We start from the raw sequence: 20,318 nt of genomic DNA on the forward strand, positions 1-20,318 counted from the left end.
ACACCTTCTTCATTGCGATCTCTTGCCCTGCAGCTCTTGATGGCCGCCAAGATAACAAACCCGCCTCCGCTTGGCTCGCTCGCTGGCACCTTTCCCGGCTGACTGCGCAAGGAGCCACCATCTCATACAGTGCTCTGCCGCTTCTCTGGCCAGTGATGCCTGCCGGTGTCACCAGCCCCTTGCCTCCGGGTCATCCCTTTGCCAGGGCGACGAGGCGCTCTGCCAGTCGATGGCTTTGCAGGTAGCTCTCGACCAGCGCCCCGTCTGCCCGCCCGGCGTCAATCTGCCCATACCAGTGCTCGAGCATGGCGACAAAGCCTCGGCTCGCCAGCACGGGCTGCCAGTCGCCCGGTGCCAGGGTCTGCACTGTGCTGTCTCGCGCAAGCAGGCCACGGGTGCAGTTCTCGATATGCAATGAGAGGTTGTCGCCATAGGCATCGATGCGCTCCTCGGTCATGCCGGCGCTGCGATTCATACTGCCGCTCACCGCCATCTGCCCGCTCTGCCAGGCGACGCTCACCCCGGCCAGCAACTCGGGCTGCTCACTGCTGCGTCGCAGCACCGCATGCAGCTCCCCGTCCGGCTCGCCGCCATAACAGCAGAGGCTGTCGAGCACATGGATACAGTCGTCGAACAGGAACTGGCGAGGCGCCCCCGGCAGGGCGTGCCTGTGCTTTTGCCAATGGAGCTCGGTCAGCGGCTGGCCGCGTGCGGCGGCCATGGCGGGCAGATAGCGACGGTTGAAGCCCACAAACAGCGGGCAGTCTCTGGCGATGGCGAGATTGGCGAGCGCCTCCACCTCTCCTGCGTTGTCACACAGCGGCTTGTCCACAAAGGTGGGAATGCCGGCACGCAGGCACAGCTCCGCCAGTTTGCCGTGCACGGCGGTGGCAGCGTGGATCATCACCGCATCAGGTCGGCTCGCCAGCAGCGCATCGACCTCGGTAAAACACTCGCCAATCCGGTACTGGCGCGCCAGTTTGCCGAGCACCGAGGGACTCCGGGTACAGAGCAGCGGGGTGACTCGCTCGTCGTTTGCCAGCAGCGGCAGATAGGCCTTCCGGGCGATATCGCCAAGGCCAATCAGGGCAATGCGCATGGGCACTCCTCTCAAGGGGATAACCAGATAACTGCCTGCACGATCTCAGGATTTCCCTCGCAGATCCAGCCTTGGAGCCATCTCGCTCCAGGTGCCTTCTGATGCAATGCGGCATCGCCCCGCGACACCCTGGCCACCTTCCTCCATCGAAGCGACCCCCGGCGGCGCGGCGCTTGAGCGGCACACCGCGATAGCAAAACAGGCAGGGCGACAACTGTCGCCCTGCCTGTTACACCCGCACACACCGCCGCACTCGGGCGATTGGCGCTCTTCTCACGTCGAGTTACTCTGCCGATCCGGCCTGCTCTTTGGCATCCCGCCACTTGCCAATCCTGGCGCCCAGCTCGGCGCAAAGCATGGCGCTGACCATGGCACCTATCATCCGGGTCATATCCGACATCTCTGTTGCAACCGGAAGCAGGGGCACGATCAGGTTAAAGGCGATGAGCCCCATCACCAGCCCGAGCCCACTGCCTACCTTCTCTCTTCGGGATCGCGTTGTTATCGCCATCTGATTGCTCCTGACTTGAACGTTCCACGTGACTCGCCCTTGCCAACGTATCCAGCAAGATAACAAAGCCTTTCTTCATTTGGGACAGCCATCTTTGCGTACGAATTGTTCCATTGGAGGAACCATATCACCCACTCTGTTTCACTGATGCAAAAATCACCTGCTCAAGCAACACCCACGGTGTCGCAGCGTTGTGAAAAAACGACCTGATAACAAAGGGCCGATAGCCCCTATTCCCCAACCCGCCTTATCAGGACAGCCATCTTTTGGAGAAAGAGTTATCAAGACAGCCATCTTTTAGAGAAAGCTCTCATCCAGCGCCCAGCACAACTCGTCATCCAGCATTTGCGATGGTATTTGTGGAACTCGGGGGGATTAAAGAGAATGTCTTGGCATCGATGACGCCAATTCATGGCGCCTTATCAGGACAGCCACCTTTTGGAGAAAGCCTTCATCCAGCGCCCAGCACAACTCGTCATCCAGCATTTGCGATGGCATTTGTGAAACTCGGGGGATTAAAGAGAATGTCTTGGCATTGATGACGCCAATTCAGATGCGATCACACAGGCGGGGTGCTGGCGCGATACCGGACGTTGCTATGACACAAGTATTCATCACTCAAAGGGATGGTTGATGACATCGTCGCTGGCCACAGTGCCAGGCAAACTGCTGACAATGCTCTTTGTCACCCACCACTCTGATACCCTGGCGCCGAAACAGCGTCACTTGCTTGAGCCAGCGCACCTCGTCCAACCCCAGCCGCACCAGGATGGGGGCAAGAGAAGCCGGGATATGACCCCGTTTGTCCACTCGGATGGCGCGACCTGTCCAGTCCACCAGCATCAGGTAATCCGCAAAGGCATATGGCAGGCTATCGGGTCGCGCGTCGTGCGCGAATGGCAACAGCAACGGCGGCAATGGGGCCGCGGACTGCTCGCCATCGAGACGCTGCTTGAGGCTGGTGTAATCGCTCTGTTCAGGCCGGTCGGACAATCCCGCTCGTATCGGATTGAGATCAACATAGGCCATGCAGGCCAGCAGGGCTGGCTCGGTGAGCAAGGCCTGGCTCTTGAAGCGCCCTTCCCAGAAATGGCCCTTGCAACCATCTTCCCGATTGGACTGCCGAGCCAGGTTTTCGTTGAGCAACCGCACAAACCAGCTGATGGAATGTAACCGCTCCCGCCACTGCCCTATCAGTTGTTGAACCACAGCGAGTTCAGGCTCAATCAGGGATTCCCCCTGATACCAGCGTCGTACCAGCAGCGGCCACTGGAATAGCGCCGCCCAACGCTCGGCCACCTCCCGCTCGCTCCAATTGGCAGCGGTATCCGGCTCGACCTTGAGCACCAGGTGATAGTGATTGCTCATCACCGCATAGGCACACACACCGATGGCAAACAGTCGCGACAATTGGCCCAACTTGTCGACCACCCACTGGCGCCGATGCTCGTAACTCTGGCCGGAGTGGGCATCTTCCCCGCACAGAAACGCCCGCCGCACACAGCGACTGACCACATGATAGTAAGGCGTATCCTGCAAACTGATTTGACGTGAACGGGCAATGGTCATGGCTCACCCCCTGGGCAGTGACACCTCAAGCCAAGTACAGGGCTACGCCGCTGTCAAAAAGGTGGGTGTCCCAGATTTCACCAGATTTCACCAGATTTCACCAGATTTCATCCTCCAGTATTCAAATCCCAAGATTTAGATTTGCAAGAATCAACAAAGCTTATTTATGGTGCGCAATCTCCAGTAGGTCTAGATGATGTTGCTAAATGGGTTTCTCTTGTAGATCTTGGGACTTATGCGCTAGCACAACCAGATACTCCAGAAAAAATGTGGCATCTAGCCTCTTTTATTTTGATGGAATATGGACTTACACTAGAGCCAAATAAGATAAAAGATAAGTATAAAAAAGCAAAAAGAAAACATGTAGTCATTTAGCTTTTATAGATTAAATCCTTGTGAGCACAAGCTCCAAAAAATCATCAAAAATATTGAAGGCACATATGACAAAAATCACTAAAAGTGAAAAAAGAAAGAAAAAATTAAAAGCAAAATTAAAAGCATCAAGACATTCCCTGCATGAAGCAAATAAACTAGCCAATCAGTCTAAAAACATTTTTACTTATGGTAAAAATTTAACTAGAAGACAGTTTGACGCATATTGTTATTGCCGTCAACCTATGGTCAGATTCTTAGCTGATGAGGTTGAGTGGCATTCATTTTTTGATAACAAGCTTCTAGGGACTGTAATTAGAGATGTAACCGACAATGATTATGGATACATTTTACTAGGTAGAGATACCAGAAGATTGTTTCGTTGCATTGAGGTTGGAACAGAATTCTATTCAACCCCGAAAGAAGCAAGAGAGGCTCTATCTAACAAGATTTACAACAATTACTTAGGGAAAGTACAGGATATATATCCTCAATACGATGAAGTAGATGCTGGCTTTGAATTGTTTAAGGATAAAATACCCAAAGAAGAGCAACATAATGGCTACCTCATACTTAAAGATGAGCCCAGATATGAGGCAGCAAGAAATATTATTTCAGAGATCGCAAATTCATTTATAGATAATGATGGTCATTTCGAAAGAGAGTTCCAATCTGTAAATTTTCAAGCTAGATTGTGGGAATTATATTTACATGTTTATATTCATAATGCAGGCCTACTGGTTGAAAACAATCACCCAGCTCCAGACTTTGAAGTCTCTTATTTTGGTAAAAAAGTATTCATAGAAGCTGTTACTGTAAACCCGTCAGAAAACATTAATAGACCAGATCTGCCACCACCTCAAACATATGACGAGATAGAGGAAAGATTAAATGATTACATGCCAATAAAGTTTGGAAGTCCACTCTATAGCAAGTTAAAAAAAAGATATTGGGAAAAAGAGCACGTTGCAGGCCACCCATTAGTTTTAGCTATTCATGACTATCATAATGAAAATGCAATGACTTGGTCTAGAACTGCGTTATCTGAATACTTATATGGTATGAGAAATAGAATTGTTGATGGCAAGCCAAACTCTCATAAAATAAAAACTCACCGTTGGAATGGAAAAGAGATCCCTTCTGGCTTCTTCTATCAAGAACAAGCTGAAAATATTAGTGCAGTCATGTTTAGCAATCAAGCCACCATACCTAAGTTCAATCGAATGGGCAAGATTGCAGGACTAGGAAGTGCTAATGTGAAAATGATTAGAAATGGATTCCTATATAATCCCGATCCCGAAGCAACTCACCCAATACCATTTTCTAAAGATGTTGATGACCAAGATTATGAAGAATCATGGTCGGATGGACTTATCATGTATCATAATCCAAATGCAATACATCCTGTTGATCCGGATATATTTCCCGACATAAGTCATATTTTTTACTCAGATGAAGAAGGATTTTATGGATATCATCAGCCTTATGATGTACTTGGCTCAATAACAGTTGTGATAGATAAAATAAGGCCATAGAATGTAAAAAACAACTCGTTATAATCCATAGCTAATAAATCCGAGATAGCTGAAATAAAAAAGGCGACCATCCGGTCGCCTTTTTTATTTCTATCGCTTTCCAATCAGGAAAACTCACCGAGCCGGTCGCTTGGCACCATTCCCTTTGGCCGCTGGCTTACCGCCCTGAGTGGCAGGTTTGGCACCCGGCTTGGCTGAGCCTGCGCGGGTCGGCGCCTTGCCCTTATGGGCGGGTTTGCCGGCCGATTTCCCCTGAGCTTCGCCCTGACCTGTACCTTGCGAACTGGACTTGCCGTTGCCAGCCCCTTTCTGCAACTGAGAACCAGCCGGTTTGCCATTGCCTGCCTTGCCGCCAGCAGCCTTGTTGCCAGCCCCGTTGCTGCGCTGATGGGTGATGGCACTGTGGCGGGTCAACGCAGGCTTGAGGCCCTTGCTGCGACTGCGCTCGGCTTTGGCTTCGCCACGGCCTTCCGGCGGCACCAGGCAGTCGGGGCCGTTACCGATCAGGTGGCCCTTGCCCATCTCCAGCAGGGCTTCGCGGATCATCGGCCAACCGGCCGGATCGTGGTAGCGCAGCAGCGCCTTGTGCAGGCGACGGCGACGCTCCCCTTTCACCACGAACACATCCCCGCCCTGGCGGCTCACCTTGTTGAGCGGGTTTTTCTCGGTGTAATACATGGTGGTGGCGTTGGCGAGCGGCGACGGGTAGAAGTTCTGCACCTGATCGAGCTTGAAGCGGTTTGCTTTAATCCAGAGCGCCATGTTCACCATGTCTTCATCCGTGGTGCCCGGGTGGGCGGAGATGAAGTAGGGGATCAGGTACTGCTGCTTGCCCGCCTCTTTGGAATACTTGTCGAACAGCTCCTTGAAGCTGTAGTAGCTGCCCATGCCCGGCTTCATCATCTTGGAGAGCGGGCCCTCCTCGGTGTGTTCCGGCGCGATCTTGAGGTAGCCGCCGACGTGGTACTTGGCCAGCTCCTTGATATAGCGCGGATCTTCCACCGCGATGTCGTAACGCACCCCGGAGGCGATCAGGATCTTCTTGATGCCCTTGAGGTCACGCGCCTTGCGATAGAGGTTGATGGTCGGGCTGTGGTCGGTATCCATGTGCGGGCAGATGGTCGGCCAGACGCAGGAGGCACGGCGACAGGTCTGCTCGGCCTTGGGGCTCTTGCAGCGGAGCTTGTACATGTTGGCCGTGGGGCCGCCCAGATCCGAGATGACACCGGTAAAGCCCGGCACCTTGTCGCGGATCTCTTCGATTTCTTTCAGAATCGACTCTTCCGAGCGGCTCTGGATGATGCGCCCCTCGTGCTCGGTGATGGAGCAGAAGGAGCAGCCGCCAAAGCAGCCGCGCATGATGTTGACCGAGGTCTTGATCATGTCGTAGGCCGGGATCTTCTCGTTGCCATAGGCCGGGTGCGGCACCCGCTGGTACGGCAAGCCGAACACCCCGTCCATCTCGTCGGTTTCGAGCGGGAAGGCGGGCGGGTTGACCCAGATGATGCGATCGCCGTGGGCCTGCGAGAGGGCGCGGGCGCAGCCCGGGTTGGTCTCGTGGTGCAGGATGCGCGACGCATGGGCGTAGAGCACCTTGTCCTCCTTCACCCGCTCGAACGCCGGCAGCTTGACGTAGGTCTTCTCCCATGGCTTTTGCTTAGGGGGCTGCACCAGGATGGGCTTGGCCTCCTGCTCCACCGGCGCAGTGCCTTCGTCGTCCGCGCAGGGGGCCCCTTCCATATAGGGGTTGGGGATGGGATCGATGCGGCCAATCTGGTCGAGCTTGCTCGAATCCACCCCGCGCCAGCCCGGCAGCGGCTCCTTGCGAATGACGGCGGTGCCGCGAATGTCCTGCATGGTGTCGATAGTCTCGCCGCCTGCGATGCGGTGAGCCACCTCCACCAGGGGGCGCTCGGCGTTGCCGTAGATGAGGATGTCGGCCTTGGCATCGATCAGGATGGAGCGACGAATGGTCTCGGACCAGTAGTCGTAATGGGCGATACGGCGCAGGGATGCCTCGATGCCGCCGATGACCACCGGTACCTCTTTATAGGCCTCCTTGCAACGCTGGGTATAGACCAGGGTGGCACGATCCGGCCGCTTGCCGCCCACATCCCCCGGGGTGTAGGCGTCGTCGTGGCGCAGCTTCTTGTCGGCGGTGTAGCGGTTGATCATGGAGTCCATGTTGCCCGCCGTCACCCCGTAGAAGAGGTTGGGCTTGCCCAGGCGCATGAAGTCATCCTTCGATGACCAGTCTGGCTGGGCGATGATGCCGACCCGAAAACCCTGGGATTCGAGCATGCGGCCGATCACTGCCATGCCGAAGCTCGGGTGATCCACGTAGGCGTCGCCTGTCACCAGCACGATGTCGCAGCTGTCCCAGCCGAGCTTGTCCATCTCCGCGCGGGACATGGGCAGGAAGGGCGCCGTGCCGTAGCACTCGGCCCAGTAACGGGGATAGGAGAAGAGGTTGGTAACCGGCTGCATTTTGACCACCTGGAACAATTCGGGTCGCGCATTATACCGGCAGAGCAAGGCGGGGGCGACGGCTTTTTGCCCCTACAGAACGCGAGGGGAAGGGGCGCCTTCGAGCGGGCGCGACAGGTCGGCGTGACAAACTCGGATCTCATCAACAAGCAGGGCGCCCATTGGCGCCCTGCTTGCTGTCATCCGAGTCGGCACGCTAGGCCGCCGGTTTGTCCCGCCCCTCGGGGGCCACCGCCCCCGGCACCGGGGAGGGACTGGCCGGGGTTGCTGTGGCCAGTATTTCGTCCACCAGTCGGTCCCGTGCCCCCGTCATCCCCGCGCGTCTGGCGATCAGGTGATAGATGGCGGGCACCACCAGCAGGGTCACCAGGGTCGCCAAGGACAAGCCGAAGAAGACCACGGTTCCCACGGCCATCCGGCTCTCGTACCCCGCCCCCATGGAGAGCATCAGGGGCACGGCGCCGATGATGGCGGTGAGCGAGGTCATCAAGATGGGGCGCAGGCGGCGCACCGAGCCCTTGATGATCGCCTCCTCGAACCCTTCACCCCGCTGGCGCAGCTGGTTGATGAACTCGACGATGAGGATACCGTTCTTGGTCACCATGCCGATGAGCATGATCATGCCTATCTGGCTGTAGATGCTGAGCTCCTGCCCCGTGAGCCAGAGGCCGAGCAGACCGCCGAAGATGCCGAGCGGCACCGTCATCATCACCACCGCCGGGGTCAGCAGGCTCTCGAACTGGGCCACCAGCACCAGATAGACCACCAGCAGGGCCAGGCCGAACACCAGTGCCATCTCCCCCTGGTTGTCGCGATAGTCCTTGGACTCGCCGGCGTAATCCACCGACATGCCGGTGGGCAGGTGATCCGCGGCCCAGCCATCCAGGAAGTCGAGCGCTTCCCCCAGGGTGTGGCCGGGGGCCACGTCCGCGGTGAGGGTGACCGCCTTCTGGCGCTGGTAGTGGTTGAGGCGCTGGGGACTCGCCACCTGGGTGACGGTCGCCAAGGTGGAGAGGCTCACCATCTCGCCGCTCGCGGCCTTCAAATAGATGCGGCTGATGTCGGAGATGCCGTTGAACTGGGTCTGGTTGGCGCGCAGGTAGACATCATACTCTTCGCCCCTGTCCACATAGGTGGTCTGGCTGACGCCGCCGAGCAGGGCCTGCAGGGAGCTTGCGATGGTGGAGACCGGAATGCCGAGCTGGGTGGCTCGCTCCCGCTCTATGGTCACCTGCAGCTCCGGGGTCTTCTCGGCATAGTCGAGATCCGGGCTCTGCATCAGCCCGCTTTGGGCCGCCGCCTCCTTGAGCGCCAGCCCCTGCTGGTTGAGCTCGCCGTAATCGGAGCCTTGCAGCACGAACTGCACCGCCGCGGTGGAGCCGCCTCTGAACCCCGGCTGGAAGGTGCGGATCATCACGTCGGGGATGCCGGCGAGGCGGCCGCTCAGGGAGCGGCCAAACTCGGTGGCCGTTTCGTCCCGCACCGCCCAGTCGCTGAGCTGGATGATGGCCATGCCGGTCTGATCGCCGCCGCGCCCGAAGGCCGGGGTGCTGAAGCTCATGGCCTGCACCACCCCCTTGCCGAGCAGCGGCAGGATGGCGGCCTCCACCTGCTGCATGTTGCGCTTCATCCGCTCGATGCTGGTGCCCTCCGCCCCTTTCACGAACACATAGAGCACGCCCCTGTCCTCGGTCGGGGTGAGGCTCGCGGGCAGCTTGCCAAAGAGGGCGCCAATGCCGCCGAGGCAGAGCAGCAACACCAGGGGCATCCAGACGGCGCGGCGCAGCACGGCCCCCAGCACGCGGCGATAACGCTCCTCCACCCAGCCAAGTCCCTTGTCCAGGGTGGCGGTCAGGGCGTTGGGTTTGTCCACGGCACGCATCAGCCAGGAGCCCATGGCCGGGGTCAGGGTGAGCGCCACCAGGGAGGAGAAGAGCACGGCCAGGGAGAGCAGGATGGCGAACTCGGTGAAGAGGCGCCCCACCATGCCGTCCATGAAGGCGATGGGCACGAACACCATCACCAGCACGGCGGTGGTGGCGATGACGGCAAAGCCCACCTCCCGGGTGCCGTGCCAGGCCGCCATCAAGGGGGACTCGCCCCGTTGCAGGTGATGGTGGATGTTCTCCACCACCACGATGGCGTCATCCACCACCAGGCCGATGGCGAGGATGAGGGCCAGCAAGGTGATGAGGTTGATGGAAAAGCCCAGATACCAGGCACCGATGAAGGCCGAAATCAGGGAGACGGGCACCGTGATGGCCGGAATGAGGGTGGTGCGCCCCTGCCCGAGGAAGAGATAGAGCACGGCCACCACCAGCAGGGCGCAGATGGCGAGTGTCTCATACACCTCGTCGATGGCCTGCTTGATGAAGATGGTGGAGTCGTAGTCGACCTCAAGGGTGGCCCCCTCCGGCAGGAAGCGCTGCATCTCCACGAGCTTCTTCTCGATGCCCTGGGCCACCGCCAGGGGATTGGCGGTGGACTGGGCGACGATGCCAATCCCCAGGCTCTCGCGGCCGTTGCGCTGATAGGCGCTGTCTTCGTTCTTGGCCCCCACCTCCACATCCGCAATGTCCGCCAGATAGATGCTCTGACCATTGGTGGCGGTTTTCACCGGCAGGGTGCGAAAATCTTCCGCACTGTGATAGAGCCGTGCAATCTGCACCGCCATGGTCATGGTGTTGTTGCGGATCTCGCCGCCCGGCAGCTCGATGTTCTCCCGCTTGAGGGCATCCTGCACGTCGGCCACCGTGATGCCGCGGGCCGCCATGTCGGCGGGGCGCAGCCGCACGTACATCACCTGGGTCAGGTCCCCTGAGAGGGAGACCTCGCTCACCCCGTCCACCAGGCTCAAGGGGTCCACCAGCATGCGATTGGCGTAATCCGTCATGGCGGTACGATCCATCTGGGTGCTGCTGAAATTGAGCCAGATGGCCACATCCCCGTTGCCGTTGTCCTTGGTCACCATGGGCTCGTCCGCCCCGTCTGGCAGCTTGGGTCTGGCCCGGGAGATGGCGTCACGCACGTCGGAGGTGCCCTCCAGCATGTTCCAGCCGAGCTTGAACTCCACCGTGATGGAGGAGCGCCCCTTGCGGGTCACCGAGTTGATGTTCTTGATGCCGCTGATGCCGGAGAGCTGATCCTCGATGGGCTTGGTGACCTGGCTCTCCATCACCTCGGGGGCCGCCCCCTCATAGGTGGTGGTGATGGAGACGGACGGGGTCTGCACATCCGGCATCTCCCGCACGGTGAGTTTGCTGAAGGCCACCAGGCCAAACACGGTGAGCAGGGCGCTGATGACCACCGCCACCAGGGGACGGCGTACTGAGATATCGGAGAGCCACATCAGCCTTTCACCTCGCCCAGATCACGTACCAGGGCGCCGTCGCGCAGATTGACCAGCCCCTCCACCGCGATGCGATCGCCGACGTTCAACCCCTTGAGCACCCAGACGGCCTCGCCATGGGTGTCGCCAAGCTCCACCGGCACCCGCTTCACCCGTCCGTCCGCCTCCAGGCGATAGACGAAGCGCTGCTCGCCGGCGTACTCCACCGACTGGGCGGGGATCAGGGTCATCTTCTGGGGTGGCAGAGAGAGATCCACGTTCATCAGCATGCCGGGGCGCAGCTGGCCGCCGGTGTTGGGCAGGATGACACGCGCCTTGATGTTCTGGGTGTCGCTGGAGATCCGGCTGTCGAGGGTCTCCAGCACGCCGGAAAAGGATTGATCCGGCCAGGCCGAGCTGGTTGCCGTCACCGCCATGCCGGGGCGCAGCAGGGAGAGGTAGCGCTCGGGCACCGCCAGATCGAGCCGCAGTTTTGCCAGCTCGTCCAGATGCAAGAGCACGTCGCCGCTGTTGACCAGGGCTCCTTCGCTGAGATCGATGAGGCTGACGGTGCCGTCGAAGGGGGCCGCCAGGGTGCGCAGGGAGAGCTCGTAACGGGCCGCATCGACCCGGGCCTGGGCCTGGGCAACAGTCGCCTCCTGCCCCTCCAGCTCCGAGGTAGTGACGGCGCCTCGCGCCACCAGCTTGCGCATGTCACGCAGCTTGCGGGCCTCGTCGCGCACGCTGGCGCTCTGCTCGGCCAGCTCCGCCTGCTGCTTGCCCGCATCCAGGGCGATCAGGGTCTGCCCCTGTTTGACCTGCTGGCCGGAGCTCACCGCGATGGTGGCAATGCGGCCGGTCACCTCGGGACTGATGGCCACGGAGCGATTGGCCGCAAGCTTGCTCACCAGCTTGATGGAGGGCTCGGCCAGGCTCTGCCTGACGGTTTCGGCCCTGATATTGATCTCTCTTGGTGCAGGCTTGCTGGCAGGTTCAGCCTGCCGCAGATGCCAGGCGCCCGCCGCCAGCAATAGAAGAAGAGGGAAAAGCCACAGCCACACGCGCGTTTTCATCACAAGATCCATGCAGTCAAAGAGAGAGGAAGAAGAGATAGCTTCATCAAGGATGGCACCATGTTACCCCCTGACTATGCCGTGACTATGTATAAATGTGACAAAACGTAACAGTCCGGTGAGAAGATCATCAAAAACGCATCTTGTCGGCACGCGCGTCAGGGTTCTGCCTTACACTGATGCCGACTCTCGCCATCTTCCGGTACACCCATGTCCATTCCCTCCCCCGCCTTTGCCAGATACCGATTGCAGTGGCTGCTGCTGGGCCTCGGCCTGCTGCTGTTGCTGCTCGCCCTGCAACATGCGTTTCGCCAGGTTACCGAGATCAACAAGCGTGACACCATCAACGCCGCGACCCAGCTCAGCAGCCAGCACCAGCGGATGGAGACCTTCCTTGAGGCCATGCGCGGCCAGGCGGAGGAGCGCCTGCGCAGCAATCCCCAGTCCGTGCTCTCTCGCCAGCTCTATCAGGCGCTGCAATCCGACGGGGAGCACGGCATCAACCTGGATCGCATCCCCGTCGATCTGCCCCCCGCCCTCATCGGCAACCTGACCGGGCAGGGCCCGCTGCCCCACGACGGCAGCGAGCGGCAAGCCAGAATACATCTCGCCCTCAGCCTCTCCCCCCTGCTCGCCACGGCCAGCAAGCTGCTGGACAGGGACGTGGCCTGGATCTACTTCACCGGTACGGACAATTTCATCTACCTCTATCCCTGGGTGCCATCCAGCCAGTTTCGCTTCGATCCCGTGATTTACAGCAAGGCCTACTGGCAGGAGGCGATGGCCAGGCATCCCCACCTGGAGCACGCCATGCTCTCGCGCCCCTACCAGGATTTTGCCGGACGGGGGCAGATGATCACCCTCTCCCAGCCCATTACCCAGGGCGGCCAGATCATTGGCCTGCTCAGCATCGACATCCAGACCGTCACGCTGGCGCAGACCCTGCACCGCCTCGCCCCCCGGATTGGCACCCTGTTCCTGCTCAACGCCCATCAGCAGATCCTCGCCAGCAGCCAGTCCGGTACCGCGCCGCCCCCGGTCAGGACGGCGCAGTCAGCGGAATATGAGTGGCAACAGGGCGCCTTGCAGCTCGTCTATCCCATCCCGGAGACACCGCTCTCCCTCATCCATCGCATCCCGCTGCTGCCTCTGCTGCAGACGCTGTTGTGGCAATCGGCGACGGCGCTCATCACCATTCTCTGTCTGGTGGTGGCGACCGTCTCCAGCCTGCGTGCCCAGCGCCTCAACCGGCGCCTCAACTACCTGTCGCGCCACGATGCCCTGACCGGCGCCTTCAACCGCCACTACTTCGATGCCTTCGAACACCGCCAGGCCCTGGCAGGCCGCCAACGCATCGGCGCCATCATGTTTGACTGCGATCACTTCAAACAGGTCAACGACCGTTTCGGCCACGGGGTGGGCGATCAGGTCCTCATCCGTCTGGTGCAGCTCTGCCAGTCCCTGCTGACACGGGAGTGCCACCTGATCCGCTGGGGCGGCGAGGAGTTCCTGCTGCTCGTCGCCGATGAAGCGATCCCTCTGGCCCCCTTGGCCGAGCGGCTTCGTCTGTGCATAGCAGAGCATCCCTGGAGCGCCATCGCGGCCGAGCTGAAGGTGACCGTCAGCCTGGGCCACTGTCGTCAATCACCAGCCATCTCCTTGCAGGAGGTGATCCGCCGCGCCGATATCGCCCTCTATCAGGCCAAGGCCAACGGCCGCAATCGCAGCGAAGCGTGGCGGGATGACGGACAGGAGAAGCCGGAGTAAGCTGGACTCCCACTTCATGTCAGGAGACGCAACTGTGTCACGAAAACCCCGTCTGGGATTGGCCCTGGGCAGCGGTGCGGCCCGAGGATGGGCCCACATCGGCATCATCCGTGCCCTGGAGCGACTGGGCGTCAAGCCGGATCTGGTGGCTGGCTGCTCCATCGGCAGCTTTGTCGGCGCCGCCTATGCCGCTGGTGAACTGGACAAGCTGGAGAGCTGGGTGCGCGGCTTCAGCCGCCTGCAGGTCATGGGGCTGCTCGATCCTGCCCTCTCAGGCGGCCTGTTTCGCGGTGACAAGGTGTTTGGCATCGCCGCCGGCCATCTGGGGGATCCCGCCATCGAAAGCCTGCCGCTGCCCTTTGCCTGCGTCGCCACCGAACTCGATACCGGTCGCGAGATCTGGTTGCAGGAAGGGCCGCTTCGCCAGTGTGTGCGCGCCTCCTGCGGCATGCCCGGCCTGCTCACCCCGACCCGGGTGGAGGATCGCTGGCTGGTGGACGGGGCCGTGGTCAACCCGGTCCCCATCTCCCTGGCCCGCGCCATGGGAGCCGAGGTGGTGATCGCCGTCAACCTCAACACCGACATGCACCAGCCCTGGACCGACGAACCGGACGAGCCCGTGCAGGGGGGGCTGCTCAGCCAGTGGTTGAACCGGGGCGAGCGCGAACCCAGTACCCCCGGCATGTGGGGGGTGATGACGGGCTCCATCAACATCATGCAGGAGCGCATCACCCGTGCCCGGATGGCCGGGGATCCCCCCGAGATCCAGCTCTGCCCGCGCCTTGGCAACCTCTCCATCATGGATTTCCACCGCGCGAGCGACGCCATCAACGAGGGGGAAGCCTGTGTCGAGCGCAACCTGGAGCAGCTCAAGGAGGAGCTGTCACGACTCTGCCTGATATGAAGGCATATCGGGGTAAAAGACAAAAAGAGCGCCAATAGGCGCTTTTTTGTTTCTGGCGACGCGGCTCAGAACAGCCCCAGCCCCTTGAGCATCACCACCAGGATCAGCAGCGGCGACACATAGCGGATGATGAAAAACAGGGGCCTGAGGATGGGCAGCGATAGCTTGCCTCCATTGGTCAGCGCCGTCGTCATCCGCTCGAATCCCCATACCCAGCCCACAAAGAGGCAGAGGAAGATGCCGCCAAGGGGCATCAGCACGTTGGAAGAGACGAAGTCGAACAGATCGAAGAAGGTTTTCCCGCCAACCTGCACATCCGCCAGCGTGCTGCTCGAGAGCGCACAGGTCGAGCCGACCGCCCCCAGCACCAGCAGGTTGATCAAGGTTGCCCTTATGCGGCTCATGTGAAAGCGCTCGGAGAGCACCGAGACCGGCACCTCCAGGATGGAGAGCATGGCCCCGGTGGCTGCGATGGCGGAGAGCACGAAAAAGAGCACCATGAAGAGGTGTCCAAACGGGATGCTGGCAAAGACCGCGGGTATGGTGATGAACAGCAGGGAGGGGCCTGCGCTCGGCTCGAAGCCAAAGGCAAACACCGCCGGGAAGATGGCGATCCCCGCCAGCATGGAGACGAAGAGATCCGCGCACATCACTCGTACCGTGGTGAGAGGGATGTGCTGATCATCGCGAAAATAGCTGCCATAGGTCATCATGCAGCCCATCCCGATGGAGAGCTTGAAGAACGCCAGCCCCATGGCCGTCAGCACGACGCCTGCGGTCACCTTGGAGAAATCCGGCGAGAACAGGAAATGCAGTCCTTCGCTTGCTCCGGGCAGAGTCAGGCTGCGCACGCCTATCACCAGCAGCAGGATGAAGAGCAGTGGCATCAACCGCTTGGTGACCGCTTCGATCCCCCTGGAGACCCCCATCAGCAAGATCCCCCCATCAGGGCCAGCACCAGCCACTGCCAGAGCAGACTCTGCAAGGGATCCGTGATGAGTGAATTGAAGGCAGCACCCGTGACGGCGGGATCGGTGGAGAGGATCTCGCCGCTGGCCGCCTTGAAGATGTAGGCAAACACCCAGGCCGCCACCTCGGAGTAGAACGACATGATGAGGAAGGCCGCGCTCACCCCCATGGCGGCGATCAGCCACCAGGGTTGCCCCTTTGGAGCCAGCTTGATGAGCCCGCTGACCGCATCCGTCCTGGCCTCGCGCCCCAGCATGATCTCGGAGATCATCACCGGCAATCCCACCAGCAGGGTGGCGATGACATAGACCAGCAGAAAACCGGCGCCACCGTTCTCACCGGTCAGATAGGGAAACTTCCAGATATTGCCGAGCCCGACGGCAGACCCCAGGGTCGCGGCCAGCACGCCAAAGGTGCTGGTAAACCCATCTCTGGCTTTGGTAATGGATTGGCTCATCGTTGTCTCGCTGTGTGGATCACCGCCTGAATTAAAAGGGTCGGAGTGTTCCGTGGATTAATCCAGCCCGACAAGATGATTTAGTGAAAATCGCCGTTGACCGCACACAACGCATTATTTAATTAAATAATCATCCATTTTGACAAATAAAAAATGCCGCCTCGAGGGCGGCATTTTTATCAAGGTTGAACTGAATCAAGCCTTGGCAATATCGTCCGGACCGATCTGGCCGATTTCGGCGACTTTCTTGTCAGCCAGCAGCCAGAGGGTGAACTTGTGCAGATCGGGGTGGTGAGCCAGGGCAACCAGGAAGGCGCCTCCGACTTCACGGTAACCCAGTTCATAGTTCTTCAGGGTGGTTGGGGGGACGCCCAGCAGATCGGCAAACTTGGGACGGCTCAGGCCTACCGCTTCGCGGATCTGACGGATCTTCTTGCCAACAGTTACGATATTTGAATTCATGTGTTCCATACTCCGTTCGGCGGATTGACTCCACCTTTATTTTTCGCGACGACTCGTAGTCAAGTGTATCAGTTTTGAACGGACTCGTTATGGTCGAGCCTCTATCTATAATCAGCGTCTTTCGACGACAACCCTTCACAAACCTCGGGGATGGTAATCGCTGCGTCGCCTCAGGTAAACAGTCTCGAAAAGAAACCTTTCTTGTTGCCCGGCCATCCCTCGTATAATTCGCCGGTTATTTCCAAGAGAGTCATCAACATGGCATTTCCCGGCATCATTTCCCGTCTTCATTCCGACCCGGACTCCCTCCCCCGTCAGCTCGCCCAGGGTATGCAGACCCGGGCCGAAGCGTTCTGGCTGCCCATGGCCATGCAGGGGGACGCCACCACCGTGCTGGCGGCCCTCCCGGACAGCTGCAGCCTCTATCTTGAAGGCCAGGCGACGCTTCCCCTGCGCAGCCACGACGGCGTCGTGGCAGAAAACGGCACCCTGGCACTGGGCAATGGTCACACGATGACGCTGGCCAGGGAGAAAGGCGATGGCGGCATCGTGCCGGAAGAAAGCCTCGCCGAGATGGCCCAATGGCTGGAAGCAGGTCATCGGCACTTCATCTGCTCCACCGCCGTCCAGCCCGTGGCGCGGGCCATCCTCAACATCTGGCCTCTCGATCCCTACCTCGCCCGTCACTTCTTGCTCAGTTTCACACCCTTGCTGTGCGAAGCAACTGAGGCGGACTATCTTGCTGTCCTCTCGGTCAGGGCGGGTGACGCCACCCCGCGGCACGCTTGGGCTGAGGCTTATATGAAGCTTGAGAAGAAACTGCATCGCGCCTACTTGGATCACTAATAAATCCCAAGAAACAGCCAGTTATCCCTACGACACAATTTGCCCCATCCCTTATCTGTGAGCTTGATCATGTTTTGAAATGGGCATAAAGTGCGCCACGTCATCGGAATGACGTCGGCTGTTCGTGGCGGAGTATGCATTGTCGACAGTGCAACCCGCACACTTGTGCACCCAGATACGTGCCTCCTGGATGGATCTAGGATCCCTGTTCGCACCAACGTCGTTGGTCGACAGAGCCAGCAGCTTACATAAATTACAAAGTGCGAAGCACGTGAACAACGTGCCATCTCAACGAGGATTATTTTATGATGAAAATGGCTCCTTCCCTGATCGCCATCGCTATGGCCACCATGGGTGCAACTGCAGCTCACGCCGCTGACGACATCTACTTCGGCGCCGGTGTTGGTGCAACTCACTTCAACGGTCTGAACAAGATCGAAGGCGTGAACGTTGGCGAAGAAGATGCGGCTGCTGCCAATGCCTTCGTTGGTTACAACTTCAACGAATACTTCGGTTCCGAGCTGGGCTACCAGTACACCGGCCGTGGCAACACCGACGGCAACCGTTACGAGAGCCAGGGTGCCACCCTGTCCGGTATCGCTCGTCTGCCGCTGGGCAACGATTTCTCCCTGTTCGGTGAAGCTGGCGCCTACTGGGGCCACACCGACGGTCTGGGCACCAGCGATACCAAAGTATCCCCGCTGGCCGGTGCCGGTGTGACCTACAAGGTCAACGACGCGCTGGATCTGCAAGCTCGCTACCGCTACATGTGGGACGTGGCTGACCTGCACGCCGACAACGTACGCTACAAGTCCAACCAGAGCGTTGCGACCCTGGAAGCCGTTTACCACCCGTTCCGTACTTCCTACGTAGCGCCTGCTCCGGCCCCGGTTGTTGAAGAAGCACCGGCCCCGGCTCCGCAAATCGTTGAGAAGAACTTCGCCCTGAACTCCGACGTGCTGTTCGCCTTTGGCAAAGACAGCCTGAAGGCCGAAGGCGTGCAAGCCCTGAACGCTCTGTACCAGCAAATCGTTGAGTTCCAGCCGAAAGACGGCAACGCCGTTGTTGTTGGTTACACCGACCGTATCGGTTCCGACGCTTACAACCAGAAGCTGTCTGAAGCTCGTGCCCGCACCGTTGCCAACTTCCTGGTCAGCAAGGGTATGGCTGCCAGCAAGGTTGCCATCGAAGGTCGCGGCGAAGCCAACCCGGTCACCGGCACCAAGTGTGACGGCGTCAAGGCCAAGGCTCAGCTGATCTCCTGCCTGGCTCCGGACCGTCGCGTAGAAGTTCGCGTATCCGGCGTACAAGAAGTTCAAAAGTAATCTGACTTCGCTCAGGTAACGTAAAAAAGGGGATGCCACGGCATCCCCTTTTGCTGTCTCTCTCCTCCCCCCAGCGACACTCTCTGTCTCACCTTTTCTCCCCTTTACCCCCGTATTGCGGCCCCGCGACACCGGTGTCGGCGCTGCATATCTGTGCAGAAACTTGATCACGCTGATTCAAAAGAATACAGTAGCAACGCTTGTAAGACATTGGATGAACTATTAAAAGTGCTCAGTGCCCGGTTAGTTGTCCATGGAGAAACAGCTTCATGAGAATCCAGGTTTCCATCCATTTTTTATTCAAGCCGTCCGTGATCCGCTCACGGTGTCGCACATGAAGTGTCATCTGCGACCGGTATAACAAAGAGTGCGCAGTACGCCCATAGCACGGCAACTCAACGAGGATAAAACGATGAAAATGAAAATGGCACCAACCCTGATTGCTCTGGCCATTGCAGCCATGGGAACCACCACCGCTCAGGCGGCCGACGACTGGTACACGGGTATGGGTGCAGGTTGGGCCTATGGCCACGACTTGGATACCTTCGGCCAGGATGCTGACAAGGACGCCACCGCGCTCTCCCTGTTCGGCGGTTACAACTTCACCGAGAACTTTGCCGCCGAGCTCGGCTATCTCTATGCCGGCAAGGCCGGCGTCGATGGCGTCGACTTCAAGACCCAGGGTGCCACCCTGTCCGGTATCGCACGCCTGCCCATGAATGACATCTTCTCCGTCTTCGCCGAAGGGGGTGCCTACTTCAACCACGTCAACGGCAATGGCCAGAGCGACAACGGCACCTCGCCGCTGGCGGGTCTGGGTCTGACTGCCAAGCTCTCCGACCTTATCGACCTGCAGGCCCGCTACCGCTACATGTGGGATCTGGGTGACGATCAGAAAACCTGGAAAACCGACATGAGCGTCGCCACCCTGGAACTGGTGATGCACCCGAACCGCACCACCTATGTGGCCCCGGCCCCGGCACCGGCTCCCGAGCCGGTTCCCGAACCCGTCATGGTCGACAAGAACTTCTCCCTGAGCTCGGACGTGCTGTTTGCCTTCGGCAACTCCACCCTGAAGCCGGAAGGGGCTGCTGCGCTCAACACCCTGTATCAGCAGATCGTCGACGTCCAGCCGAAAGATGGCAGCGCCGTGGTGGTGGGTTACACCGACCGCATCGGCTCCGATGCCTACAACCTGAAGCTGTCTGAAGCCCGTGCCCGCACCGTGGCCGACTTCCTGGTTGGCAAGGGTCTGCCGGCTGGCAAGGTATCCATCGAAGGTCGTGGTGAAGCCAACCCGGTCACCGGTACCCAGTGTGACGGCATCAAGGCCAAGGCTCAGCTGATCGCCTGCCTGGCACCGGATCGCCGCGTCGAAGTCCGCGTCACCGGCGTACAGGAAGTGCAGCAATAAGAGGTTGACCACCTGTTGCAAAAAGGGGCCATTCCGGCCCCTTTTTTAATGCCCGCACGGCACCACCAACGCGGGCCGCCCACCTGCCTGCCCCACCGATTCTCCATACAGATGCGTCACTTAAATGGTTAAAGCGCTCACATCGCCTATACATAATGTTGGCTATACATAGCAAAGGGCTGGGAGCCCTATAACACCCA

General features: G+C 59.3%; 14 protein-coding genes and 1 pseudogene. 7 read left to right on the forward strand and 8 right to left on the reverse strand.

Annotated elements, in window-relative coordinates:
* Positions 1-190: 190 nt before the first annotated feature.
* From C2U47_RS03210 to C2U47_RS03220, 3 genes are all read right to left on the reverse strand, one after another.
* Positions 191-1,099, reverse strand: coding sequence for a Gfo/Idh/MocA family protein (locus tag C2U47_RS03210; protein WP_103261439.1), 909 nt, complete (start codon positions 1,097-1,099; stop codon positions 191-193).
* A 283-nt stretch (positions 1,100-1,382) separates the two neighbouring features.
* Positions 1,383-1,610, reverse strand: coding sequence for a hypothetical protein (locus tag C2U47_RS03215; protein WP_010673513.1), 228 nt, complete (start codon positions 1,608-1,610; stop codon positions 1,383-1,385).
* A 618-nt stretch (positions 1,611-2,228) separates the two neighbouring features.
* Positions 2,229-3,179, reverse strand: a complete 951-nt coding sequence (locus C2U47_RS03220) for a transposase (protein ID WP_010673512.1) — start codon at positions 3,177-3,179, stop codon at positions 2,229-2,231.
* A 141-nt stretch (positions 3,180-3,320) separates the two neighbouring features.
* Between C2U47_RS03220 and C2U47_RS22805 the strand changes: the two genes are divergently transcribed.
* Both C2U47_RS22805 and C2U47_RS03225 read left to right on the forward strand, forming a co-directional pair.
* Positions 3,321-3,554: a hypothetical protein gene (locus C2U47_RS22805; RefSeq protein WP_158657387.1), complete on the forward strand. Its 234-nt coding sequence runs from the start codon at positions 3,321-3,323 to the stop codon at positions 3,552-3,554.
* Between the two features lie 65 nt (positions 3,555-3,619).
* Positions 3,620-5,086, forward strand: a complete 1,467-nt coding sequence (locus C2U47_RS03225) for a hypothetical protein (RefSeq protein WP_085943948.1) — start codon at positions 3,620-3,622, stop codon at positions 5,084-5,086.
* 114 nt (positions 5,087-5,200) lie between these two features.
* Here the strand turns inward: C2U47_RS03225 and C2U47_RS03230 are convergent, their stop codons facing one another.
* From C2U47_RS03230 to C2U47_RS03240, 3 genes are all read right to left on the reverse strand, one after another.
* A complete protein-coding gene (locus C2U47_RS03230) occupies positions 5,201-7,573 on the reverse strand; it encodes a YgiQ family radical SAM protein (RefSeq protein ID WP_010673509.1) in 2,373 nt (790 codons plus the stop codon).
* Positions 7,574-7,769: 196 nt separating this feature from the next.
* Positions 7,770-10,922 (reverse strand): efflux RND transporter permease subunit, encoded by a 3,153-nt coding sequence (locus C2U47_RS03235; protein WP_010673508.1) that lies wholly within the window; start codon positions 10,920-10,922, stop codon positions 7,770-7,772.
* Positions 10,922-11,974 carry an efflux RND transporter periplasmic adaptor subunit gene (locus tag C2U47_RS03240; protein WP_010673507.1) on the reverse strand — a complete coding sequence of 351 codons (1,053 nt, stop codon included), beginning with the start codon at positions 11,972-11,974 and terminating at the stop codon, positions 10,922-10,924. The genes C2U47_RS03235 and C2U47_RS03240 overlap by 1 nt, the downstream gene beginning before the upstream one ends.
* Positions 11,975-12,184: 210 nt before the next feature.
* Here C2U47_RS03240 and C2U47_RS03245 point away from each other — a divergent pair, with 210 nt between their 5' ends.
* Together C2U47_RS03245 and rssA are read left to right on the forward strand one after the other, a co-directional pair.
* Entirely contained in the window at positions 12,185-13,741 is a 1,557-nt protein-coding gene (locus tag C2U47_RS03245) for a sensor domain-containing diguanylate cyclase (RefSeq protein WP_041201458.1), read from the forward strand.
* Between the two features lie 34 nt (positions 13,742-13,775).
* Positions 13,776-14,645, forward strand: coding sequence for a patatin-like phospholipase RssA (gene rssA, locus C2U47_RS03250; protein WP_029313973.1), 870 nt, complete (start codon positions 13,776-13,778; stop codon positions 14,643-14,645).
* Between the two features lie 65 nt (positions 14,646-14,710).
* On the opposite strand, the pseudogene C2U47_RS03255 reads toward rssA, so the two are convergent.
* Together C2U47_RS03255 and C2U47_RS03260 are read right to left on the reverse strand one after the other, a co-directional pair.
* Positions 14,711-16,071, reverse strand: a pseudogene (locus C2U47_RS03255) (sodium-dependent transporter).
* 195 nt (positions 16,072-16,266) lie between these two features.
* Positions 16,267-16,533 (reverse strand): helix-turn-helix domain-containing protein, encoded by a 267-nt coding sequence (locus C2U47_RS03260; protein WP_010673503.1) that lies wholly within the window; start codon positions 16,531-16,533, stop codon positions 16,267-16,269.
* Between the two features lie 258 nt (positions 16,534-16,791).
* On the opposite strand from C2U47_RS03260, the gene C2U47_RS03265 reads away from it, so the two are divergent.
* From C2U47_RS03265 to ompA (C2U47_RS03275), 3 genes are all read left to right on the forward strand, one after another.
* Entirely contained in the window at positions 16,792-17,379 is a 588-nt protein-coding gene (locus C2U47_RS03265; RefSeq protein ID WP_010673502.1) for a hypothetical protein, read from the forward strand.
* Positions 17,380-17,684: 305 nt separating this feature from the next.
* On the forward strand, positions 17,685-18,704 hold the full coding sequence (ompA, locus tag C2U47_RS03270) for a porin OmpA (protein WP_010673501.1): 1,020 nt from the start codon (positions 17,685-17,687) through the stop codon (positions 18,702-18,704).
* Positions 18,705-19,116: 412 nt separating this feature from the next.
* Positions 19,117-20,118 carry a porin OmpA gene (gene ompA, locus C2U47_RS03275; protein ID WP_010673500.1) on the forward strand — a complete coding sequence of 334 codons (1,002 nt, stop codon included), beginning with the start codon at positions 19,117-19,119 and terminating at the stop codon, positions 20,116-20,118.
* Positions 20,119-20,318: the final 200 nt, after the last annotated feature.

Source organism: Aeromonas sp. ASNIH7, assembly GCF_002903485.1.
GTDB classification, from domain to species: domain Bacteria; phylum Pseudomonadota; class Gammaproteobacteria; order Enterobacterales; family Aeromonadaceae; genus Aeromonas; species Aeromonas caviae.